We start from the raw sequence: 21,751 nt of genomic DNA on the forward strand, positions 1-21,751 counted from the left end.
TGGGAAATAGTCCCTCGCTGGGGCGCGAGTGGAAAAACGGCGACAACGGCGACAAATGGGCCATCATGGGCGGGCGGGAGGCGCCAGGGGCGGGGTCAGCCAGTTCTCGATGCGCAAGCCGGGATAGGCGGCAAAATCCCGCTCATTATTCGTGACCAGGGTGACATTCAGCGAAACGGCGTGCGACGCGATGAGTTTATCGAGCTGGTCTCTCTTGCGCTCGCGCGTGGCTTGCCGAATCGGGCCATAGGACAAGGCGGCGGCCGCATCGAATGGCGCAACCGGGATGTCTTCAATGAGCGCGGCCAGATGACGCCCTTGCAGCATGCTGTCTTGCGCAACGGTTACACCGTACTGCAACTCGGCAAAAGTGATGGCGGACATCACGACGTCGCCGGCGTAGCACTGGGCGAAGCGGCGGGCGACCTGTTCTGGTTGGTTCCGCATCAGGTAAATGCACATATTGGTGTCGAGCATGTATAACGGCATTACAACGTATCCCGCTCTTCTTGTTCCTGTTCGCCACGGCCCTCAGCCATGAAGTCTGGTCCGAACCGGGCGAATTTTTTCATGACACCAGTTAAAGGCCGACGCGCCGGACGTATCCTGATTTCTTCGCCAACGCGCTCAATTTCCAGCTCGATGTCTGTCCGATCGTAGGCGATTTCGGCAGGAATACGTACGGCCTGCGAGTTACCGTTCTTGAATGCCCGCGTGGTTCGCATGTGGTTTATCCTCGTGTGTACTTGGATGTACTTTAGCACGAATTTTGAGGCTTGCGCATAAGGAAAGGCCGGTATTGCTTGGGTCAAAGATGTTCTGGCTGACCCAAGCGTAGCGAACAAGCGCTTACTTGCTCAGGAACGCGCGAATGGCCGGTCCGGCCTGCATGATCTGGGTGATGCCGTCCAGGTGGCCGCCGTCGCCATGCAGTTCGAAGATCTCGGCCTGTTTGCCCTGGGCGCGAAGCAGGGCCATGGCTTGCCGGCTGTAGTCGGGGAACAGCAGCAGGTCGGAGTCGGCCGGGATGAACAGCACGCGGGCCTTGATCCGTTGCAGGCCCTGTTGCAGGTCGGCCGCCTGGTACACGCTGAACAGTTGGTTCGCCTTGATGGTGTACAGCAGCGAGTTGGCGTCCGTGCGCTTGGCCGCGGCGGCGGCGCCGGCGTTGAAGGTGGCTTCAATCGCGTACAGGTTGTCCCAGCTATCGATCGGCTCATGGCCGGCCTGCGCGGGCTTGCGGCCGAACGTGCGGTCGGCCCAGCCGTAGTGGCGCGACGACAGGCTGACCATCTTCATCGCTTCGGCCACGCCTTGCAGCGGTTCCTCCTTGCCGTAATAGTCGCCGTGGTTCCATTTCGGGTCGCTGGTCACCGCCGATGCCCACACGCTGGCCACTTCCACTGCGTAGGGATTGAAGGCCACGCCGCCCGGAATCACGGGGATGGCCCGTTCCACCAGCTCGGGATAGGAGGCGGCCCATTCCATCGTCAGCATCGAGCCGCCGGAGGCGCCGATCACCGCTTGCAGGTGCTTGACCCCGAGCGCGTCCACCAGCGCCTTGTGGACGTTGACGGAATCGCGGAAGGTCACGATGGGGAAGGTCATGCCATAGGGCTTGCCCGTATCGGGGTTGATGCTGGCCGGGCCGGTGGTGACGACGTGCGGGTCTTTCACGTTCAGGTTGACCAGGTTGTCGGCCGAGACGATGAAGTATTTGTCCGTGTCGAGCGGCTTGCCGGGGCCGATCAGGGCGTCCCAGTAGCCGGGCGCCGGATCGGTGGCCGCATATTTACCGGCCGCGTGCGAGGTGCCGGAAAAATAGTGGGGGATGAAGATGGCGTTGCTGCCTTCGGCGTTCAGGGTGCCGTAGGTTTCGTAGCCGACCTTGACCTGCTTGATGGTCTTGCCGCCCACCGTGGTCAGGGCAGGGAGGGTGAAGGTCTTCTTTTCCACCAGCTGGTCGTAGGACCAGGCCGATCGGGCGCCGCACAGGCCGGCCACGGCCAGTGCGAATACTGCCAGGCGATTCAATGTACGCATAGGATGTCCAGAAAATAGGGAGGGGAGGGCGGGAACGGCCGGAGCCGGCCGTTCCGCATCAGGGCGTTACTGGCTTGGCGCGTTTATCGCGCGCGCCAGCTTAGAACCAGTAGTTGATGTCCAGCGAGATCTGGCGGAAGCCTTCACCCGTCTTGGGCGCCGAGCCGCCCAGCGCGCTGTTGCTCAGGAACGGCGAGTAGCTGCCGTTGCTGTCGTTCTTCAACTGGGTGAAGAACACGCCGATGAAGGTGTTCTTGGCGAACGCGTAGTCGTAGCCCAGGTTGAGCTGCTTGGCGCCGCTGCTGTCCAGGTTGCTGGTGCTGCCGGCCCTGGTGTAGGTCAGGTAGGCGGCGTGCTTGTCCCACATGTAGCTGACGGGGATGGAGAACACGCCGCGCTTGGCGTCGCCCGTGGCGCCGGGGATGCCGTTGTGGACGTTGGTGTTGTCGTACACCAGGCCCACTTTCAGGTTGGTCGGGAAGGTGTAGGCGACGCCGGCGCGGTAGCCGGTCTTGTCCAGCGGGCCCAGGTAGGGCGCGGTGACGACGGCGCCTTGCACCTTGGTGTGGAACACGCTCATCGAGGCCGAGATCGGGCCTTCGTTGTAGCGCAGGCGGCCATACCAGGTGCCGCCCGACTCATAGTCCGCCGCGCAACCGGCGCAGCCGAAGTGGTTTTCGTCGCCGGACGCGTTCTTGGTGTAGGCCAGGCTGCCGTCGAAGCCTTTCACGGTGGGCGTATCCCAGCGCACCACGTTCTGCGAGCGGGTGATGCCCAGCGTGGTCAGCACGCCGCCCTTGGTGCCGACCTGGCTCAGCATGTTGAAGGTGCTCAGGCCGTTGCCGTCCCAGATGCGGTAGGACTCGCCCGCGCCCTTGATGCCCAGGTTGGGGATGGCCATGGTGTCGGCGTAGTAGAGCGTGGATTTACCGAAGTAGACGCTGCCGAAGTCGCCGGCCAGGCCGGCCCAGGTGTCGCCGTCGGCCCAGCCAGTGCCGGCGCCCACGTTGGTGGTGGAGCCGGGAACCAGCGGGGTGCTGGGGCGGGTGTCGGCCGTGAAGCGGCTTTCCAGGCGGAAGATGGCTTTCAGGCCGTTGCCCAGATCCGTGTTGCCGGAAATGATGACGCGCGAGGTGTTGTCGTCCACGCGCGATTCGCGTTGCACGGCGCGGGCGGTGTCGGTCACCTCGGCGCTCTTGGCGCCCACGGCGAACAGGCCGCCCAGGTTGATGACGGTGTTGCTGCCGACGTTGAATTCCGCCGCGTTGCCCAGCAGGGGAGCGGCCAGGCAGATCGCGAGCGCCATCGGTTTGAGTCGTTGTTGCATGTCTTCCTCTATTTCTTGTTGTGTTGCGGTCCAGAAAATAAGCGATGGACGCCGGGTAGACCGGGCCGGCGCCACCGTGGGTGGCTCCAGGTATGGGGCTGGTTTCCCTGTTCGACCTAAATTTCATTGGTCGATGAATAAATGCTAGCAGCGGTAAAAATTTACCGCAAGATAAATCAATTGCCTGTGGCGCACGTAGCACAGAAGGCGTTGTAAGCCGCATGAATGCGTGACTTGCACAATAAAATCGCTTGCGGCCCGGTGAACGCATTGATATAGTTTATTCACCGACGCATGAATAAAGCGGCGATGTGGCGAACAAAACCACACGACCGCAGGGCGTACCAGCTGTACGCAGCGCCATGCGCGGGACGGCCACGGCCGGCGATAAGAACGACATCAACAAGGAGACACGATGACCGACGTCATCCTGGAAACCCGCAAGCTGTGCAAGCAGTTCCGGGGATTTAGTGCCGTGCAGGGCGTGGATTTGCGCGTCAAGCGCGGCCATATCCATGCGCTGATCGGCCCCAACGGGGCTGGCAAGACCACCTGCTTCAACCTGCTCACCAAGTTCCTGGTCCCCAGTTCGGGCCAGATCCTGTTCAACGGCAAGGACATCACCGCCCACCAGCCCGCGCAGATCGCCCGCATGGGGGTGATCCGCTCGTTCCAGATTTCGGCGGTCTTTCCGCACCTGACCGTGCTGCAGAACGTGCGCATCGGCCTGCAACGGCAACTGGGCAGCAGCTTCAGTTTCTGGCAGAGCGAGCGCACGCTCGCCAAACTCAACGAACGGGCCATGGCCTTGCTGGCTGAAGTGGACTTGACGGCGTTTGCCGACACCATCACGGTCGATCTGCCGTACGGGCGCAAGCGGGCGCTGGAAATCGCCACCACGCTGGCCATGGAACCGGAACTGATGCTGCTCGACGAACCGACCCAGGGCATGGGCCACGAGGACGTGCACCGGGTCACGGAACTGATCAAGAAAGTGTCGGCAGGCCGCACCATCCTGATGGTCGAGCACAACATGAAAGTGGTGTCCGGCATCTGCGACAAGATCTCCGTCCTGCAGCGCGGCGCCATGCTGGCCGAGGGCAGCTATGCCGAAGTGTCGAGCAACCCGCAAGTGATGGAAGCCTACATGGGCACGGAAGCGGCAGCGCTGGAAGGAGCGCACTGATGACGGCCGCGCTGGAAATCACCAATCTGCAAGCCTGGTACGGCGAATCCCACATCCTGCACAACGTGAACCTGAAGGTGCAACCGGGCGAAGTGGTCACGCTGCTGGGCCGTAATGGCGCCGGCCGTACCACGACCATGCGCGCCATCATGGGCCTGACGGGGGCGCGCACGGGGTCGATCAAGGTCAACGGCGTGGAGGCGATCGGCCTGCCCACCCACAAGGTGGCGCACCTGGGCGTCGGCTACTGCCCGGAGGAGCGCGGCATTTTCTCGTCGCTGTCGACGGAAGAAAACCTGATGATGCCGCCGCAACTGGCCACGGGCGAGCAGGGCATGTCGGTGGCGGAGATCTACGCCATGTTCCCCAATCTCGAAGAACGCAAGCATAGCCAGGGCACAAGGCTGTCGGGCGGCGAGCAGCAGATGCTGGCCGTGGCCCGCATCTTGCGCACCGGCGCGCGGCTGCTGCTGCTCGATGAAATCTCGGAAGGGCTGGCCCCCGTCATCGTGCAGGGCCTGGCCCGCATGATCACCACGCTCAAGGCCAAGGGCTACACCATCGTGATGGTGGAGCAGAACTTCCGCTTCGCCGCGCCGCTGGCGGACCGCTTCTACGTGATGGAGCACGGGCAGATCGTGGAAACCTTCGCCGCCCCCGAATTGAACGCCAAGATGCCGCTGCTGACCGAGCTGCTGGGTGTGTAACACCGGCCCGGCCGGCGTAACAAACAAACCAACAACAACCATACCAAACGGAGACTCTATGCAGTTGAAATCAATCGCCATCGCCGCCGCCACCGTGTGCGCCATGGGCCTGTCCGGCGCCGCGCAAGCGCAGGTCTCGGGCGACACCATCAAGATCGGCTTCATTTCCGACATGTCCGGCCTGTATTCGGACATCGACGGTCCCGGTGGCGCGGAAGCGATCAAGATGGCCATCGTCGATGCGGGCGTGGTGGTGGCCGGTAAAAAAGTCGAATTCATCTCGGCCGACCACCAGAACAAGGCCGACATCGCCGCCTCCAAGGCGCGCGAATGGTTCGACCAGCAGGGCGTGGACCTACTGATCGGCGGCACCAACTCGGGCGCCAACCTGGCCATGGCCAAGGTGGCGGCCGAGAAGAAGAAGGTGTTCATCTCGATCGGCGCCGGCTCCGCGCGCCTGACCAACGAGGAGTGCACGCCCTACACCGTGCATTACGCCTACGACACGGTGGCACTGGCGCGCGGCACCGGCGGCGCGCTGCTCAAGCAGGGCGGCAAGTCGTGGTACTTCCTGACGGCCGACTACGCGTTCGGCGCCGCGCTGGAAAAGGACACGGCTGACGTGGTCAAGGCCAACGGCGGCACGGTGCTGGGCAGCGTCAAGCATCCCTTGTCGGCGGCCGATTTCTCGTCCTTCCTGTTGCAGGCCAAGGCCTCCAAGGCGCAGATCCTGGGCCTGGCCAATGCCGGCGGCGACACCATGAACGCCATCAAGGCGGCCAACGAGTTCGGCATCCTGCGCAGCATGAAGCTGGCCGGCCTGCTGGTGTCGATCAACGATGTGCACTCGCTGGGCCTGAACGTCACCCAGGGCATGTACCTGACCGACGCCTGGTACTGGGACCGCACACCGGCCTCCCGCGAGTGGGCCAAGCGCTACTTCGCCAAGATGAAGAAGGAGCCTTCCATGCTGCAGGCAGCCGACTATTCGGCCGCCGCCACCTACTTGAAGGCCGTGCACGCGCTGGGCACGGACGATGGCGACAAGGTCATGGCCTACCTGAAGAAGACCCCGATCAACGACATGTTCGCCACCAACGGCACCATCCGTCCGGACGGCCGCATGGTGCACGACATGTTCCTGATGGAGGTGAAAAAGCCGTCCGAGTCCAAGTATCCATGGGACTACTACCGGATCGCCGCCACCATCCCCGGCGAGCAGGCTTATCTGACCAAGGCCGAATCGAAGTGCGCGCTGTGGAAGTAAGCTGACATGGAAATTTTCGGTATTCCGCTTCAAGCGCTGTTGAGCCAGTTGCTGCTTGGGCTGGTCAACGGCTCGTTCTACGCCATGCTGTCACTGGGGCTGGCCGTCATTTTCGGCTTGCTGAACGTGATTAACTTCTCCCACGGCGCCCTGTACATGATGGGCGCCTTCCTGGCCTGGATGGGCATGAGCTACCTGGGCCTGAACTACTGGGTGATGCTGGTGCTGGCGCCGTTGCTGGTGGGCGCCTTCGGCATCGTCATCGAAAAGACCATGCTGCGTTGGCTGTACAAGCTCGATCATTTGTACGGCCTGCTGCTTACCTTTGGCATCACGCTGATGGTGGAGGGCGTGTTCCGCTCGTTCTACGGCGTGTCCGGCCAGACGTTCGAGGTGCCGGAACTGCTGGCCGGCGCCACCGACCTCGGTTTCATGGTGCTGCCCAATTACCGGGCCTGGGTGGTGGCCGCGTCGCTGGCGGTCTGCCTGGGCACGTGGTTCATGATCGAGAAGACCCGGCTCGGCGCCTACCTGCGCGCCGGCACCGAGAACCCCAAACTGGTCGAAGCGTTCGGCGTCAACGTGCCGCTGATGGTCACGCTGACCTACGGCTTCGGCGTGGCGCTGGCCGGTTTCGCTGGCGTGCTGGCCGCACCCATCATCCAGGTGCAGCCGCTGATGGGCTCCAACCTGATCATCGTCGTCTTCGCCGTGGTCGTCATCGGCGGCATGGGTTCCATCATGGGCTCCATCGTCACCGGGCTGGGACTGGGCGTGATCGAGGGGCTGACCAAGGTGTTCTATCCCGAGTTCTCGTCCACCGTCCTGTTCCTCGTGATGATCGTCGTGCTGCTGTTGCGTCCCGCCGGCTTGTTCGGCAAAGAGAAATGAGAGGTTGGGCATGAATAAGAATCTGGGCTACGCCATCGCGTTCGCCATCGCGCTGGCCGCGCCGCTGGCCGGCTATCCGCCGTTCCTGGCCAAGTTGCTGTGCTTCGCGCTGTTCGCCTGCGCCTTCAACCTGCTGATCGGCTTCACGGGGCTGCTGTCGTTCGGCCACGCGGCCTTCTTTGGCGCGGCGGGCTACGTGGCCGGCAATGCGCTCAAGGTGTGGGGCTGGCCGACGGAACTGGGCCTGCTGGCCGGCGCCGGCGCGGCCGCGCTGATCGGCCTCGTGATGGGCGCACTGGCGATCCGCCGCCAGGGCATCTACTTCTCCATGATCACGCTGGCGCTGGCGCAACTGGTGTTCTTCGGCGCGCTGCGGGCCGGCGAACTGACGGGCGGCGAGGATGGCTTGCAGGGCATCCCGCGCGGCAGGCTGCTGGGCATGTTCGACCTGGCCAACGACACCACCTTGTACTACTTCGTGCTGGCCGTGTGCGTGGCCGGTTTCGCGCTGATCGTGCGCACCGTGCATTCGCCGTTCGGGCAGGTGCTCAAGGCGATCAAGGAAAACGAGCCGCGGGCCGTGTCGCTCGGCTACGACGTGGCGCGCTACAAACTGCTGGCGTTCGTGCTGTCGTCCGCGCTGGCGGGGCTGGCCGGCGCCACCAACGCGCTGGTGCAGGGGTTTGAAACACTGACGGACGTGCACTGGTCCATGTCTGGCCTGGTGATCCTGATGACACTGGTGGGCGGCATGGGCACCCAGGCCGGCCCCATCCTGGGCGCCATGCTCATCATCGCGCTGGAAAACAAGCTCGGTGATGTCGGCGCTGTCCTTGCCGGCCACACCGGCATCGACTGGTTCAACAGCCTTGGCGAGGCTGTGGGCATGGTGACGGGCCTGATCTTCGTCGCCTGCGTGTTGTTGTCCCGGCGCGGCATCGTCGGCGAGCTGGCTGCTCGCTGGGGAGCGCGGCCGTCTCCATCTTCTTCCCATCACTGAAAGAGCAATATGAAAACGATTTTGAAAAACATGCTGTTCGTTTGCTGCCTGACCGCCTTTGTTCCTGTCGCCGGCGCGGCGCAACGCGGCACCGCCGAGGAGGCGTCGGCCCTCGTCAAGCAAGCCATCACGTTCCTGAAGAAGAATGGTGCTGAAAAGACCCTGGCTGAAGTGAGCAACCAGCAGGGCCAGTTCGTGGACCGCGACCTGTACCTGAGCGTGTACGACCTGAACGGCAAGGTGGTGGCGCACGGCGCCAACAAGCGCATCATCGGCATCGACGCGTCGCAGGTACGCGATGCCGACAACAAGTATTTCGTCCGCGAGATCCTGACCAAGGCGGCCAGCGCCGGCCAGGGCTGGGTGGATTACAAGTGGGTGGACCCGGTGAGCAAGAAGATCGAAGCCAAGTCTGCGTATTTCGAAAAGAGCGGCGAGCTGGTATTTGCCGCCGGCTACTACAAGCAGTAAAAGTCAGGGAAGGTATAGGGTCTGACCCTCGGGGCAGACCCTGGTTTAGCGCACATCAGCGCCGCCCCAGGCACACGGCCTTGATGCCCGCCGTGCTGTAAGCGATCAAGCGCGGGGTGGCGGCGGCGATGTCGGCCGAGTAGCACAGGCCGCCGGACAGGCGGTCCAGTCGTCCCGTGTCCGACAGCGTCAGCGTGAGCGAGCCGGTCAGCATGTGGTAGCTCCAGAACAGGTCTTCCTTGCGCGCGGCCGGCAGGATGCGGTGCAGCGTCTCGATGAAGTGCAGCACCACCGGATCGAAATAGCGGGTCATGGTGTCGGTGCCGAAGTCGCGCGTGTTGTTCATCTGGGCCGCCAGCGCGAAGTAGTTGCGCCAGCCGCGGTCACGGTGCCGTTCCAGGTTCAGCAGCGGCATCAGGAAGGCGGTCACCAGTCCTTCCACCGTCATGGCGTCGCCATGCTCCTGCTGGTAGCGCTGCATGGCCTCCACCCGTTCGCGGTTGATGACTTCAGCGCGGCGCAGGAACACGGCGTCGAACAAGCCTTGCTTGGTGCCGAAATAGTAGTGCGCGAGCGCCGCGTCCACGTTGGCATGGGTGGCTACCGCGCGCACGGTGACGCCATAAAAGCCGTGCATGGCAAACAGCTCTTCGGCTGCGTCGAGGATGCGGCTGGCGGTTTCGGGATTCCCTTCCGTCTTGTTCTTGCGCGGCCGGCCCACACCCGTGGCGGGGCGGTGATTGGTGTCGGCGTCCATGTCGTTGACGTTGAGGGAGTCGTTTTTCATCAGTGTTGGTGGCGATAGCAGTGGTCTTAATTTTACATGAAGCACCCCGTTTGCACAGGCGCGGGATAGTTGTCTGAACAGGAGAAATGATGGATTTGACGAATAAAGTGATCGTGGTGACGGGCGGCGCGCAGGGCATCGGCCTGGCCATCACCGAGCGTTGCGCGGAGCAGGGCGCCGCCGTGGCCGTGTGGGACGTGCGGGCCGATGCGGTAGCGGACGCGGTGGAGCGCCTGCGCGCGGCGGGCGCGCGCGCGGCCGGCTGCGTGGTGGACGTGTCCGATGGCGCGTCCGTGCAGGCGGCGCTGGCGGCCACGCTGGAAGCGCTGGGCCGCATCGATGGCCTGGTGAACAACGCGGGCGTGGTGGCCGACGCCCAGCTGATCAAGATGAGCGAGGCCCAGTGGGACCGCGTGATCGACATCAACCTGAAAGGGGTGTTCCATTGCACGCGCGCTTGCGTGGCAGAGCTGATCGGGCGAAGCGGTGCGATCGTCAACATCTCGTCCATCGTGGGCCTGAGCGGCAATTTCGGCCAGACCAACTACGCCGCCGCCAAGGCCGGCGTGCTGGCCATGACCAAGACCTGGGCCCGCGAGCTGGGTCCCAAGGGCGTGCGCAGCAACGCGGTCTGCCCCGGCTTCATCGCCACCACCATCGTGAAGGACATCCCGCCGGCCGCCATGGAGGACATGGTGGCGCGCATACCGCAGCGGCGCACGGGCCAGCCAGCCGAGATCGCGGCCGCCGTCGTGTTCCTGCTGTCGGCCGAGGCCAGCTACGTCAATGGCGCCACGCTGGAAGTGAGCGGCGGCCTGTCCCTGTGAGCGGCCCATCCCTGAATTCATTGACTACTCAAGGAGTTTTGCGCATGCATACCCAACCCTGGCTCGCCACCTACCGCGAGTACGGCATCCCTGAACAGATAGACACGGCCGGCTGCAACAACGTGGTGCAGTTGCTGGAAGGCGCGATGCACCGCCACGCGGCGCGCCCCGCATTCCACGCTTACGGCCACACGCTCAGCTATGCGGACGTGGACCGCCTGTCCGGCGCGTTCGCGGCCTGGCTGCAGCACGAACTGGGCGTGCGCAAGGGCGACCGCGTGGCGCTGATGCTGCCCAATGTGCTGGCGTTCCCGCTGGCCTGCCTGGGCCTAGCGCGCGCCGGGGCCGTGCAGGTCAACGTCAACCCCATGTACACGGCGCGCGAACTGGTTCACCAGCTTAACGACGCCGGCTGCGAAGTCATCATCGTCTTCGATGGCGCCACGGCCACGCTGGCCGATGCCTTGCCCCATACGTCCATCAAGACCGTGGTGACGGTGGGCTTGACCGATGGCGCGCCATCGGCCACCACCACGCCGGCCGTGGATGCGCGGCTGGGCCGGACGCACCGCTTTACGGACGCGCTGCGGGCAGGCGCCGCGCTGGAACGCCTGCCCGTCGCGCTGGGTCCGGACGACCTGCTGTTCCTGCAATACACGGGCGGCACCACGGGCTTGTCCAAGGGCGCGGCCCTGTCGCATGGGAACCTGGTGGCCAACACGGCCCAGTTCCGGGCCCAGATGACGGGCGCGCTGAAGGAAGGCGAGGAGGTGGTGGTGACGGCCATCCCGCTGTACCACATCTTCGCGCTGATGGTGAACTTCATCACCTGTTTCTCGGTGGGCGCGCAGAACTGGCTGGTGGCCAACCCGCGCGACATGGACGAGTTGATCGATATCCTCAAGCAGTCGCGCCTGACCATGTTCAGCGGCGTGAACACGCTGTACGGCGGCCTGGCGCGCCATCCGCGCATCGGTGAAGTCGATTTCTCGCAGCTGCGGCTGGCGGTGGGCGGCGGCGCGCCCGTGCTGCAGGCCACGTCCGACCAGTGGCAGGTGCTGACGGGGCGGCCCATCTGCCAGGGCTATGGCTTGTCCGAGACCTCGCCCGTGCTGTCGTTTAACCCGCTGGCCATGGCCGACTTCAACGGCACCACCGGCCTGCCCGTGCCCGGCACCGACGTGCAGTTGCGCGACGATGATGGCGCGCCTGTCGCGCCCGGCGAGGCGGGCGAGATCTGCGTCAAGGGCCCGCAGGTGATGCGCGGCTACTGGCAGCAGCCGGAAGCCAACGCCGCCGCGTTCACCAGGGATGGTTACTTCCGCACCGGCGATATGGGCACGATCGACGCGCGCGGCTTGCTGCGCATTGTCGACCGCAAGAAGGATATGGTGTTGGTGTCGGGCTTCAACGTGTTCCCCGGCGAGATCGAGGCCGTGGCAGCGGGGCTGGCGGGTGTGGCCGAATGCGCGTGCATCGGCGTGCCGGACGAGCGCACGGGCGAGGCGGTCAAGCTGTTCGTGGTGGCCGTGCCGGGCATGCAGTTAAGTGCAGAGGCGGTGATCGCCCATTGCCGCACCCAGCTCACGGCCTACAAGGTGCCGCGCCTGGTGCAGTTCGTGGACGCCTTGCCCAAGTCGAACGTGGGCAAGATCCTGCGCCGCGCCTTGCGCGCGTAGGCGGGCGCGGGGAGGCCGGGCAAAAAGGTGATGGCGTGACGGAGTGACGGGGCACCGGGCCGGTGCCGCCACCGCTCACGCCATAGCCTGGTACCGCCCGTCCCGGAACACGGTGCTGCCGGGCGCCGTGGCGGCGATGTCGTGCAGGCGCTCCAGCACCAGCCGCGCCGCCGGTGACAGCGTGCGGCCCACCAGCTGCACCGCGCCGATTTCCGCATACATGGGCGGCAAGCCCGGAAAATCGAGCGGCGCCAGCGTGCCGCTCGCAACTTCGTTCGCCACGGCCGCTTCCGTCGCCAGCAGGATCACGTCGTCCTCCAGCGTGACCTCTTTCAGGATATGCATGTTGTCGCACTCGAACATCACCGGCAGCGGCGCCTCGGGCGCCAGTCTCAGCACCTGCCGGAACAGGGCCTTCATCGCCAGCGGCAGCAGCAGGGAGGCGAAGCCGTAGGGCAGGGTGTCGGCCAGCGTTCGTTCGGGCCGGGCCAGCAAGGGGTGCCCGGCGCGGACCATGAAGCGGCCGTGCTGGCGGCTGATGGGCGTGATGGACAGGTCGGGGTCGGGCAGGATGTCGCGCGCGTCGGCGATGAAGAACTCGATCTGTTCCGCCTTCAAATTCACCAGCAGGTTGCGCCAGTTGTTGCTCGATACCCGCATCGCCAGGCCGGGGCGGGTCTGCCGCACATGGCGCACCAGCTGCGGCAGCATGGAGGCGGTGGGCAGCGGCCCCACGCCAAACGCCACCACGCCCATTTCCGCATCGCGGATCAGCCCCATGTCGCGCTCCAGGTTACGCATCTGGAAGGTCAGCTTGCGGGCCCGCTCCATGAACACGGCGCCGGCCGTCGTCAGCTTGACGTTGCGGTTGTCGCGGTCGAACAACGGCAGGCCTAGTTCCTCCTCCAGCGTCTGGATGCTGCGGCTCAGCGCGGGCTGCGACAGGTGCACGCGCTCGGCCGCGCGGGCGAAATTGAGTTCTTCGGCCAGGGCGATGGCGTGGCGCAGCCGTTTGAGGTCCATGGTGAGGTCCAATTCATGCAGTGGATGCATTATAACGATCAAAATGATGCATTGGACAGCAAAAATCGTCGCCCCTACACTGGTTTCCAACTTGACGCCGGGCAAAAACATAAAAACTGGCGCAATAACGGAGACTGGAATGAACAAACACACTTTCGACTACGTCATCGTCGGCGCGGGGTCGGCCGGCTGCGTGCTGGCGGCGCGCCTGACGCAAGACCCCGACGTGACGGTTTGCCTGCTTGAAGCCGGCGGGCCAGACAGCAGCGTCCTGATCCACGCGCCGGCCGGCCTGGTGGCCATGGTGCCGACCAAAATCAACAACTACGCCTACCACACCGTGCCGCAACCGGGCCTGGACGGCCGCTGCGGCTACCAGCCACGGGGCAAGACGCTGGGCGGCAGCAGCTCCATCAACGCCATGCTCTACGTGCGCGGCCACCGCTGGGATTACGATCACTGGCAGTCGCTGGGCAATCCCGGCTGGTCGTACGACGAGGTACTGCCGTTTTTCAAGCAGGCCGAGAACCACGAACTGGGCGACGGTTTCGACGCGTGGCATGGCCGGGGCGGCCCGCTCAACGTGTGTTATCCGCGCCACGCCAGCCCGCTCAACCAGATGTTCATCGACGCCGCCGCCACCCAGGGCATCGCCTACACGGCCGACTACAACGGCGCGGAGCAGGACGGCGCCTTCCTGTACCAGGCCACCCACCGCGACGGTGAGCGCTGCAGCGCCGCCAAGGGCTATTTGACGCCCAACCTGTCGCGCCCCAACCTGACCGTGATCACGCACGCCATCTCGTCGCGCATCCTGTGCGAGGGGAAGGTGGCCAAGGGCGTGGCCTATATCCGCGACAACGTGCAGCATGAGGCCCACGCGCGGCGTGAAGTGATCGTGTCGGCCGGCGCGTTCGGCTCGCCGCAGTTGCTGATGTTGTCGGGCATCGGCCCCGGCGCCCACTGCGCCGCGCACGCTATCCCCGTGGTGCAGGATTTGGCCGGCGTGGGCCGCAACCTGCAGGACCACATCGACTACGTGCAGGGCTGGCGCCTGCCCAGCGATACCGAGAGCTTCGGCGTTTCGCTGCGCGGCACGGCCAAGCTGGCGGCGGCCATGCTGGAATGGCGGCGCCACCGCAAAGGCATGGTGGCCAGCATGATCGCGGAGGCGGGCGCCTTCTTCCGCTCGGGCCCCGATCTGCCCGCGCCGGACCTGCAACTGGTGTTCGTGCTGGCCATGGTGGACGACCATGCGCGCAAGGCCCACCTGGGGCATGGCATGTCGTGCCACGTGGATGTGCTGCGCCCCTACAGCAGGGGCACGGTCACCTTGCACGACCGCGATCCGCGTTCGGCGCCCGTGATCGACCCTCGCTTCCTGTCCGATCCGCGCGACCTGGAGGTGCTGGTCAAGGGCGCCAGGGTGCAGCAGGCCATCATGGAGTCGGCCCCGTTCGACGCCGTGCGCGGCGACATGCTGTACCCGGTGGCCGCCGGCGACACGGCCGGCCTGATCGCCGACATCCGTGCCCGCGCCGATACCCAATACCACCCGGTGGGCACCTGCAAGATGGGGCCGGCCCACGACGAGATGGCCGTAGTGGACGCGCGCCTGCGGGTGCGCGGCATGGCCGGCCTGCGCGTGGTCGACGCCTCCATCATGCCCACCATCGTTGGCGGCAACACCAACGCGCCGACCATCATGATCGCGGAAAAAGCGGCCCAGATGATCGTTGCCGACGCCCGCGCCAACGCCAACGTAAATGCCAACGCCAACACCAGTTCGCGCCACGCAGCCTGACACCAACCCAACCGAAGGAAGACCCACCATGGCACGCATCGCCCGCCTCACGGCGCTGGCGCTGGCCGTCTGCACCCTGCAGGCCAGCGCAACCACCCCATCGCAACCGGCCAGCCCCATCACGGCGGCCGCCAACCAGGCCTTCGGCGCCGGCCTGCCGCTGGCCGACCGCCAGGATTTCGACGACGCCGCGCGCGGCCTGGTGGCCGTCATGCCCGATGGCCCCTACAAGGACGCCAACGGCAACGTGGTCTGGCAGCCGCACGAATTCGATTTCATCCATGGCGCGGCCCCGGCCAGCGTCAACCCCAGCCTGTGGCGCCAGGAGACGCTCAATAACAAGCATGGCCTGTACAAGGTCAGCGACGGCATCTACCAGCTGCGCGGATTCGACATCTCCAACATGACCCTGATCGAAGGTAAGACGGGCTGGATCGTCGTCGATCCGCTGGTGAGCGCGGAGATGGCGCGCGCCGGCCTGGAGTTCGCGCAGCAGCAACTGGGCCGCCGCCCCGTGGCCGCCGTCATCTACACCCACGGCCACGCCGACCACTTCGGCGGCGTGCGCGGCGTGATCAGCGAAGCCGATCTGGCTATCGGCAAGGCGCGCCTGATCGCGCCGGACGGCTTCATGGAAACGGCGGTGGCCGAGAACGTCCTGGCTGGCAACGCCATGGCGCGCCGCGCCCACTACCATTTCGGCATGCCGCTGGACGCCGGCCCGCTGGGCAACGTGGGCACGGGCCTGGGCAAGAAAGTCTCCACCGGCACCATCGGCCTGATCGCGCCCACGGACACCGTGGCCAGGACAGGACAGACCATGGACATCGACGGCGTGCGCTTCGTGTTCCAGCTGGCGAACGGCTCGGAGGCGCCAGCCGAGATGACGTTCTACCTGCCCGAGCGCCACGCGCTATGCCTGGCCGAGGTGGTCACGACCAATATGCACAACATCTACACGCCGCGCGGCGCCCGCATGCGCGATGCGCTGGGCTGGAGCAAGTACATCAACGAAATGCTGGACCTGTTCCCCGACGCGGAAGTTGGCTTCCGCAGCCACCACTGGCCCGTATGGGGCAAGGATCGGCTGCGCCAGCAACTGGCCAACCATCGCGACATGTACCGCTTCCTCAACGACCAGGCGCTGAACCTGGCCAACCGTGGTGTGCCGTTCGACGAGATCGGCGACGCGGGCTTCTTCCCCAAGGGCCTGAAGACGGACTTCTCCACCCACGGCTACTACGGCACGCTGAGCCACAACCTGCGCGCCGTGGTCGATTACTACCTGGGCTGGTATGACGGCAATCCGGCCACGCTGAACCCGTTGACGGGCAAGGCCCGCGCCCAGCATTACGTGGCCGCCATGGGCGGCGCCAAGGCGGTGCTCAAGCAGGCCAGGGCCGGTTACGCGGCCGGCGACTATCGCTGGGTGGCCGAGATGCTCAACCATCTCGTCAAGGCTGATCCAGCCAACCAGGCGGCCCGCCAGCTGCAGGCGGACACGCTGGAGCAACTGGGCTACCAGTCCGAATCGGCCATCTGGCGCAACGAGTACCTGACGGGCGCACGCGAACTGCGCGACGGCCTCAAGGCGCTGCACGTGTCTACGCAAGGGCCGGACCTTACGCGCGCCATGTCGGTCGAGATGATCTTCGACTTCCTGGCCGTGCGCCTGAACCACGAGAAGGCCGATGGCCTGCGCCTGGGTGTGAACATCGCCTTTACCGACACCCATGAAAACTACGCGCTGGAGCTGTCGAACTCCGTGCTCAACAACACCCGTGGCCGCGTGCTGGCCCAGCCCGACGCCGCGCTCACGCTGAGCCGCGACGCGCTGTTCAAGATGCTGCTGGCGAAGGTGCCGCTGGCGCAATTGGTCCAGGCGGGCGAAGTCAAGCTGGAAGGCGATCCGAAGGCGCTGGCCGCGCTGTTCGGCAATTTCGATCAGTTCGACCCGCTGTTCCCCATCGTCACGCGCTGACGGGTGTTGTACCTGCGCCGGCCATCTGTGGCGGGCGCAGTCATTCCAATAAAAACGCAAGGGAGACAGGATGCACAAGCAGCAAATAATCGGGCCGCGCATGGCACGCCCCACGGTGCTGGCCGTCGCCTGCCGCGCGGCGCTGGCCGCGATGGCGCTGGCGGGGTGCCACGGCGCGCGCGCCGACAGCTTCACGCTCGACAACGGTGTGGAAGGGCGCTGGTCGCTCAACGCCAGCATGGGCGCCAGCTGGCGCGCCCACGACCGCGACCCGGCGCTGGTGTCGGGCGCCAACGGCGGTGCGCCCGGTGTGGGCAACGGCCATGACGACGGCAATCTGAACTTCAACAAGGGCACGGCCTACGCGAGCGGCCCCAAGGCCACGGGCGAATTGCAGCTCAAGCGCGACAACCTGGGCCTGTTCGTGCGGGCCAACGCGTGGTACGACACCACCTTGAGCGACAAGGGCGTGGCGCACGGTAGCTTCAACAACGGCTATGTGCCGGGCGCGAAGCTCAGCGACCTGGGTTTCTACGCCAACACCGGCTTCTCCGGCGCCGCGCTGGCCGATGCCTATGTGTTCGGCGAATTCGACCTGGCCGGCAAGCCGCTCAACGTCAAGCTGGGCAACCAGGTGGTGAACTGGGGCGAAAGCGCCTTCATCCCCGGCATCAACGCCATGGGCGCGTTCGACCTGACGGCGGCGCACCGGCCCGGCGCCCAGGTCAAGGAGATCCTGCGTCCGCTGCCGCAATTGACGGCCAACCTCGGGCTGGGCGATGGCGTATCGATTGAGGCGTTCTACCAGCTCAAATGGGAGCACACGCTGTTCGACGGTTGCGGCACCTACTGGTCGCTGGTCGATTCGCTCAATTGCCCCGGCGGCGCCGTGGTGTTCGGCGATGCGCTGGGCAACGACCAGAAACAGTACAACGGCGTGCCCGTGCTGGCCGCCTTGCCGCCGGCGCTGCTGAAGGCGGCGGGTGCGGGCGCGCTGGCCGCCGTGCCGTTCAACTTCCGCCTGGGCCGCGCGCCTGACGCGACGCCGAAGAACAGCGGCCAGTTCGGCCTGTCTTCGCACGTGTTCGTGGACGCGGTGAGCACCGATTTCGGCTTCTACTTCGCCAACTACCATGCGCGCACGCCCGTGCTGTCGGCCGTCCATGCGCCATCGCCGGCGCCATCGCTGTATTCGGGCCAGTATGCGGCGCAACTGACTGCGCTGTCCAAGGTGTTGGGCGGCATGGGCCAAGCCGCAGCGGCCAAGCAGATCGGCATGCTGGGCGCTTTCCCCGGCACGGAACTGGCGTGGGACTACGGCGCCACCAACATCCAGTCGCTGGCCGTGTCGGCGGCCACGGAGCTGGGCGGTGTGTCCGTGTTCGGTGAGGCCAGCCACACGCATGGTGTGCCGGTACAGATCAACGCGCCCGACCTGGTGGTGGGCAGTGTACTGGGCCTCGGCCCGCAGGCCGCACTGGCGCGCTGGGTGCGTGATCCCTCTGTTGCGCAGGGCTCGCTCGCGCATGGTTACGACCTGAAGAACAAGGACCAGATCCAGGTGTCTGCCCTGAAGTTGTTCGGCCCCATGCTGGGCGCCAGCAGCGCCAGCGTGCTGGGCGAGATCGGCTTCCAGCACTGGAGCGGGATCGGCGACCCGGCCACCTCCACCCGTTATGGGCGCGGCTTCCTGTACGGCTTCGGCCCGACGGCGGCGCTGGGCGGCACGTGCGCGGGCCTGAACGGCTATGCCCCGTATTGCGAGAACCAGGGCTACGTGACCACCAGCGCCTGGGGCTACCGCCTGCAGGGCGAGCTGACCTTCAGCGACGTTTATGCCGGCATCAACCTCAAACCCAAGGTGTTCTGGTCGCACGACGTGAAGGGCTATGCGGGCGACGGCACCTTCGTCCAGGACCGCCAGACGCTGGGCACCACGCTGCGCGCCGACTACAACAACCGCTATTACGCGGAACTGAGCTACACGCGCTACAACAAGAACGCCAAATACGACGTGCTGCACGACCGGGACAATTATTCCTTCGTCGTCGGCGTCAATTTCTAACCATGGAGACAGCATGAAAGCGATGAACAAAATGGTGCTGGCCGGCGCCGTGGCGCTGGTGAGCGGCAACTGGGCCTGGGCCGGCATGCCGGCGGCGGACGTGGAGCGCCTGGGCAAGGACCTGACGCCCATGGGCGCGGAGAAGGCGGGCAGCAAGGACGGCGTCATCCCGGCCTGGGATGGTGGCCTGGTCAAGGCGCCGGCCGGCTTCGATGCCATGGCCGGCTACCTCGATCCCTACGCCAGCGAGAAGCCGTTGTACACCATCACGGCCGCCAACATGGCCCAATACAAGGACAAACTGGCGCCGGGGCAGATGGAAATGCTCAAGCGCTTCCCGACCTACAAGCTGAACGTCTACCCCAGCCACCGCACGGCGGGCTATCCGCAGGCCGTGTACGACAGCATCAAGGCTGAAGCGCCCAAGGCGGAACTGGCGCCGGGCGGCAACGGCGTGATCAATGTGGCCCGTTCGACGGTGCCATTCCCGCAACCAAAAACGGGCGTGGAAGTGGTGTGGAACCACATCATGCGTTACCGGGGCGGCGCCGTGCAGCGCTACAGCGCCGAGTTCCCGGTGCAGGCCAACGGCGCGTTCACGCCCGTGACCCGCACCGAGACGCTGGCCTTCGCCAACGCTATGGACAAGCCGGAACCCAACCGCCTGCTGTACTACATGGGCACCATCACCGGCCCCACCAGCGTGGCTGGCGAGGCGCTGCTGGTGGTGGACCCCATCGACCAGGTGAAGGAGTCACGCCTCGCGTGGATGTACAACCCCGGCCAGCGCCGCGTGCTGCGCGCGCCCGACGTGGCCTACGACACGCCCGGCTCCGGCGCCGACGGACTGCGCACGACGGACGATTACGACGGCTTCAACGGTTCGCCCGACCGCTACGACTGGAAGCTGGTCGGCAAGAAGGAGATGATCGTCTCGTACAACAACTTCAAGCTCACCAGCAAGCGCCTGAAGTACAGCGACATCGTGCGCCCCGGCCACCTGAATCAGGACCTGGTGCGCTACGAGCCGCACCGCGTATGGGTGGTGGAAGCGACGCTCAAGCCGGGCAAGCGCCATGTGTACGCCAAGCGGGTGTTCTACATCGACGAGGACAGCTGGCAGATCGCCCACGCCGACGCCTACGATGGCCGGGGTGAACTGTGGCGCGTGCACGAGATCGACGCGATCCAGTTCTACGACGCGCCCACGCCATGGTTCGCCGCCGAGGTGTTCTACGACCTGCAGGCGCGCCGCTACCTGGTGACGGGCCTGGGCAACCAGGAAAAACCGGCCAAATTCGGCGCCAGGCTGAGCGCCGGTAACTTCACCCCCGACACGCTGCGCCGCAGCAGCAACTGACCAACATCTGCGCCAGCGCCGGCGCGCCAACAGAACTCGCTGTGTATCTCCTTACGCCCGTTCCCGCCGCCGGTGGGACTCGGGCGTCTTTTTGCCCGGCGCGGCACAACCGCAAGACCGAAGGACACATTCATGAAGCAGCACCTGCGCAATTTCCGGCGCGCCGCCCCGCTGGCCGCGCGCTTAGTCGCTACCATAGTCGCTCCCTTAGTCGGGCCCATCGTCGCGCCAACGGCCATCTGCCTGGCCGCCACATTCCTCCCCACGCTGGCAGCGCCCGCGCTGGCCGATCCGCTGGCCACGCCCGCGCGCAGTTCGGCGCTCGCGGCCCGTTCGCTCATGCTGGCGCTGGCCCCGGCCGGCGCACGGCTGGTGGCGGCCGGTGAACGGGGCATCGTGATCGTCTCGGACGATGGCGGCGCCACCTGGCGCCAGGCCTGGGTGCCGGTCGGCGTCACGCTGACCGCCATGCACTTCACCGATAGCCTCCATGGCGTGGCCGTTGGCCATGACGGTGTGCTGCTGGCCAGCAGCGACGGTGGCCTAAGCTGGGACAAGCGCCTGGACGGCAACCAGATCAACGCCATGATGCTGGCCGATGCCGAACAAGCGGCAGTGCGGGCGCACGCGGCGCAGGCGGGCGCGCGCGCGGGCGAGGCCAAGGCCGCGCTGGCCGCCGTGGAACAGGCCGACAACGCCCTGCAGGACATGCAGGAAGCGGTCAAGTCCGGCCCCTCGCGGCCGCTGCTGGCTGTGTGGTTCAAGACCCGCGCGCTGGGTTGGGCGGTCGGCTCCTACGGGCAGGCGCTGCGCACGCGCGACGGTGGCGCCCATTGGGAATCGATCGCCAGCCGCCTACCCAATCCGGAGGGATTGCACTACAACGCCATTGGCCACGGCGCCGACGGCGCGCTGTATCTGGCCGGGGAGGGCGGCAAAGTGTACCGCTCCGGTGACGATGGAGAAAGCTGGCGCGTGGCCGACAGCGGCTACAAGGGGCAACTGTACGGCGTTGTTGAAACGGCACCCGGCACGCTGCTGGCCTATGGCTTCGGCGGCCACGTGCTGCTTAGCGGGGATGCAGGCGCCACATGGCGGGAACTGCCCCGTCTGGGCGACAAGAGCCTGATCGGCGCGGCGCAGGATGGCGGCGCGCTGCTGCTGGCCGCGCGCGACGGCACCCTGTACCGCAGCGCGGACCAGGGCCGCAGCTTCGCCGCGCAGGCGCCCGCGCGCAGCCTGGAACTGGCCGCCATCGCGCTGCATGGCCACACGGTGGTGCTGGCCGGCGTGGGCGGCGTCCACCTGTCCACCCACCTCTATTCGAAATGAA

General features: G+C 65.8%; 19 protein-coding genes. 13 read left to right on the forward strand and 6 right to left on the reverse strand.

Translation table 11 applies throughout. From position 1 onward, the window contains the following. Positions 1 to 63: 63 nt before the first annotated feature. The 4 genes from H3H37_RS11230 to H3H37_RS11245 all read right to left on the reverse strand — a co-directional run bounded on the left by H3H37_RS11230 (position 64) and on the right by H3H37_RS11245 (position 3,370). Positions 64 to 489 carry a type II toxin-antitoxin system VapC family toxin gene (locus H3H37_RS11230; RefSeq protein ID WP_182162403.1) on the reverse strand — a complete coding sequence of 142 codons (426 nt, stop codon included), beginning with the start codon at positions 487 to 489 and terminating at the stop codon, positions 64 to 66. Then, complete coding sequence (locus H3H37_RS11235) at positions 489 to 725, reverse strand: antitoxin (RefSeq protein ID WP_182162405.1); 237 nt, start codon at positions 723 to 725, stop codon at positions 489 to 491. The genes H3H37_RS11230 and H3H37_RS11235 overlap by 1 nt, the downstream gene beginning before the upstream one ends. A gap of 124 nt (positions 726 to 849) precedes the next feature. Beyond that, positions 850 to 2,043: an E22 family MetX-like putative esterase gene (locus H3H37_RS11240; RefSeq protein WP_182162407.1), complete on the reverse strand. Its 1,194-nt coding sequence runs from the start codon at positions 2,041 to 2,043 to the stop codon at positions 850 to 852. 100 nt (positions 2,044 to 2,143) lie between these two features. Further along, positions 2,144 to 3,370, reverse strand: coding sequence for a porin (locus H3H37_RS11245; RefSeq protein ID WP_182162409.1), 1,227 nt, complete (start codon positions 3,368 to 3,370; stop codon positions 2,144 to 2,146). Positions 3,371 to 3,785: 415 nt separating this feature from the next. Between H3H37_RS11245 and H3H37_RS11250 the strand changes: the two genes are divergently transcribed. Genes H3H37_RS11250 through H3H37_RS11275 form a run of 6 tightly spaced genes read left to right on the forward strand, consistent with a single transcriptional unit; the run spans position 3,786 to position 8,892 of the window. Next, positions 3,786 to 4,556, forward strand: coding sequence for an ABC transporter ATP-binding protein (locus tag H3H37_RS11250; protein ID WP_182162411.1), 771 nt, complete (start codon positions 3,786 to 3,788; stop codon positions 4,554 to 4,556). Then, complete coding sequence (locus H3H37_RS11255) at positions 4,556 to 5,263, forward strand: ABC transporter ATP-binding protein (RefSeq protein WP_182162413.1); 708 nt, start codon at positions 4,556 to 4,558, stop codon at positions 5,261 to 5,263. The genes H3H37_RS11250 and H3H37_RS11255 overlap by 1 nt, the downstream gene beginning before the upstream one ends. A gap of 58 nt (positions 5,264 to 5,321) precedes the next feature. Continuing rightward, positions 5,322 to 6,530 (forward strand): ABC transporter substrate-binding protein, encoded by a 1,209-nt coding sequence (locus H3H37_RS11260; RefSeq protein ID WP_182162415.1) that lies wholly within the window; start codon positions 5,322 to 5,324, stop codon positions 6,528 to 6,530. Positions 6,531 to 6,536: 6 nt separating this feature from the next. Beyond that, entirely contained in the window at positions 6,537 to 7,421 is an 885-nt protein-coding gene (locus H3H37_RS11265) for a branched-chain amino acid ABC transporter permease (protein WP_182162417.1), read from the forward strand. Positions 7,422 to 7,431: 10 nt separating this feature from the next. Then, complete coding sequence (locus H3H37_RS11270; RefSeq protein WP_182162419.1) at positions 7,432 to 8,421, forward strand: branched-chain amino acid ABC transporter permease; 990 nt, start codon at positions 7,432 to 7,434, stop codon at positions 8,419 to 8,421. 9 nt (positions 8,422 to 8,430) lie between these two features. Next, a complete protein-coding gene (locus H3H37_RS11275) occupies positions 8,431 to 8,892 on the forward strand; it encodes a cache domain-containing protein (protein ID WP_182162421.1) in 462 nt (153 codons plus the stop codon). 55 nt (positions 8,893 to 8,947) lie between these two features. Here the strand turns inward: H3H37_RS11275 and H3H37_RS11280 are convergent, their stop codons facing one another. After that, positions 8,948 to 9,679 carry a TetR/AcrR family transcriptional regulator gene (locus H3H37_RS11280; protein WP_220456406.1) on the reverse strand — a complete coding sequence of 244 codons (732 nt, stop codon included), beginning with the start codon at positions 9,677 to 9,679 and terminating at the stop codon, positions 8,948 to 8,950. An 89-nt stretch (positions 9,680 to 9,768) separates the two neighbouring features. Between H3H37_RS11280 and fabG the strand changes: the two genes are divergently transcribed. Continuing rightward, the gene (gene fabG / locus H3H37_RS11285; protein WP_182162423.1) at positions 9,769 to 10,506 is read left to right on the forward strand and encodes a 3-oxoacyl-ACP reductase FabG; all 738 of its coding nucleotides are present in this window, start codon (positions 9,769 to 9,771) and stop codon (positions 10,504 to 10,506) included. A 44-nt stretch (positions 10,507 to 10,550) separates the two neighbouring features. Continuing rightward, on the forward strand, positions 10,551 to 12,185 hold the full coding sequence (locus tag H3H37_RS11290; RefSeq protein WP_182162425.1) for an AMP-binding protein: 1,635 nt from the start codon (positions 10,551 to 10,553) through the stop codon (positions 12,183 to 12,185). Positions 12,186 to 12,260: 75 nt separating this feature from the next. On the opposite strand, the gene H3H37_RS11295 is transcribed toward H3H37_RS11290, so the two are convergent. Continuing rightward, on the reverse strand, positions 12,261 to 13,208 hold the full coding sequence (locus H3H37_RS11295; RefSeq protein WP_182162427.1) for a LysR family transcriptional regulator: 948 nt from the start codon (positions 13,206 to 13,208) through the stop codon (positions 12,261 to 12,263). Between the two features lie 139 nt (positions 13,209 to 13,347). Here H3H37_RS11295 and H3H37_RS11300 point away from each other — a divergent pair, with 139 nt between their 5' ends. From H3H37_RS11300 to H3H37_RS11320, 5 genes are all read left to right on the forward strand, one after another. After that, entirely contained in the window at positions 13,348 to 15,012 is a 1,665-nt protein-coding gene (locus H3H37_RS11300; protein WP_182162429.1) for a GMC family oxidoreductase, read from the forward strand. Positions 15,013 to 15,040: 28 nt separating this feature from the next. Then, positions 15,041 to 16,993 carry an alkyl/aryl-sulfatase gene (locus H3H37_RS11305; RefSeq protein ID WP_182162431.1) on the forward strand — a complete coding sequence of 651 codons (1,953 nt, stop codon included), beginning with the start codon at positions 15,041 to 15,043 and terminating at the stop codon, positions 16,991 to 16,993. 100 nt (positions 16,994 to 17,093) lie between these two features. Beyond that, positions 17,094 to 19,058, forward strand: a complete 1,965-nt coding sequence (locus H3H37_RS11310; protein WP_182162433.1) for a DUF1302 domain-containing protein — start codon at positions 17,094 to 17,096, stop codon at positions 19,056 to 19,058. A gap of 13 nt (positions 19,059 to 19,071) precedes the next feature. Next, the gene (locus H3H37_RS11315) at positions 19,072 to 20,418 is read left to right on the forward strand and encodes a DUF1329 domain-containing protein (protein ID WP_182162435.1); all 1,347 of its coding nucleotides are present in this window, start codon (positions 19,072 to 19,074) and stop codon (positions 20,416 to 20,418) included. Between the two features lie 132 nt (positions 20,419 to 20,550). Continuing rightward, positions 20,551 to 21,750 carry a WD40/YVTN/BNR-like repeat-containing protein gene (locus H3H37_RS11320; RefSeq protein WP_182162437.1) on the forward strand — a complete coding sequence of 400 codons (1,200 nt, stop codon included), beginning with the start codon at positions 20,551 to 20,553 and terminating at the stop codon, positions 21,748 to 21,750. Position 21,751: the final 1 nt, after the last annotated feature.

Source organism: Rugamonas brunnea (genome assembly GCF_014042345.1).
Taxonomy (GTDB): domain Bacteria; phylum Pseudomonadota; class Gammaproteobacteria; order Burkholderiales; family Burkholderiaceae_D; genus Rugamonas; species Rugamonas brunnea.

What these genes read in the sequence shown, in the direction of transcription:
- H3H37_RS11230 (WP_182162403.1), bottom strand. Translation starts at nt 489, where the DNA reads ATGCCGTTATACATGCTCGACACCAATATGTGCATTTACCTGATGCGG.
- H3H37_RS11235 (WP_182162405.1), bottom strand. Translation starts at nt 725, where the DNA reads ATGCGAACCACGCGGGCATTCAAGAACGGTAACTCGCAGGCCGTACGT.
- H3H37_RS11240 (WP_182162407.1), bottom strand. Translation starts at nt 2,043, where the DNA reads ATGCGTACATTGAATCGCCTGGCAGTATTCGCACTGGCCGTGGCCGGC.
- H3H37_RS11245 (WP_182162409.1), bottom strand. Translation starts at nt 3,370, where the DNA reads ATGCAACAACGACTCAAACCGATGGCGCTCGCGATCTGCCTGGCCGCT.
- H3H37_RS11250 (WP_182162411.1), top strand. Translation starts at nt 3,786, where the DNA reads ATGACCGACGTCATCCTGGAAACCCGCAAGCTGTGCAAGCAGTTCCGG.
- H3H37_RS11255 (WP_182162413.1), top strand. Translation starts at nt 4,556, where the DNA reads ATGACGGCCGCGCTGGAAATCACCAATCTGCAAGCCTGGTACGGCGAA.
- H3H37_RS11260 (WP_182162415.1), top strand. Translation starts at nt 5,322, where the DNA reads ATGCAGTTGAAATCAATCGCCATCGCCGCCGCCACCGTGTGCGCCATG.
- H3H37_RS11265 (WP_182162417.1), top strand. Translation starts at nt 6,537, where the DNA reads ATGGAAATTTTCGGTATTCCGCTTCAAGCGCTGTTGAGCCAGTTGCTG.
- H3H37_RS11270 (WP_182162419.1), top strand. Translation starts at nt 7,432, where the DNA reads ATGAATAAGAATCTGGGCTACGCCATCGCGTTCGCCATCGCGCTGGCC.
- H3H37_RS11275 (WP_182162421.1), top strand. Translation starts at nt 8,431, where the DNA reads ATGAAAACGATTTTGAAAAACATGCTGTTCGTTTGCTGCCTGACCGCC.
- H3H37_RS11280 (WP_220456406.1), bottom strand. Translation starts at nt 9,679, where the DNA reads ATGAAAAACGACTCCCTCAACGTCAACGACATGGACGCCGACACCAAT.
- fabG (WP_182162423.1), top strand. Translation starts at nt 9,769, where the DNA reads ATGGATTTGACGAATAAAGTGATCGTGGTGACGGGCGGCGCGCAGGGC.
- H3H37_RS11290 (WP_182162425.1), top strand. Translation starts at nt 10,551, where the DNA reads ATGCATACCCAACCCTGGCTCGCCACCTACCGCGAGTACGGCATCCCT.
- H3H37_RS11295 (WP_182162427.1), bottom strand. Translation starts at nt 13,208, where the DNA reads ATGGACCTCAAACGGCTGCGCCACGCCATCGCCCTGGCCGAAGAACTC.
- H3H37_RS11300 (WP_182162429.1), top strand. Translation starts at nt 13,348, where the DNA reads ATGAACAAACACACTTTCGACTACGTCATCGTCGGCGCGGGGTCGGCC.
- H3H37_RS11305 (WP_182162431.1), top strand. Translation starts at nt 15,041, where the DNA reads ATGGCACGCATCGCCCGCCTCACGGCGCTGGCGCTGGCCGTCTGCACC.
- H3H37_RS11310 (WP_182162433.1), top strand. Translation starts at nt 17,094, where the DNA reads ATGGCACGCCCCACGGTGCTGGCCGTCGCCTGCCGCGCGGCGCTGGCC.
- H3H37_RS11315 (WP_182162435.1), top strand. Translation starts at nt 19,072, where the DNA reads ATGAAAGCGATGAACAAAATGGTGCTGGCCGGCGCCGTGGCGCTGGTG.
- H3H37_RS11320 (WP_182162437.1), top strand. Translation starts at nt 20,551, where the DNA reads ATGAAGCAGCACCTGCGCAATTTCCGGCGCGCCGCCCCGCTGGCCGCG.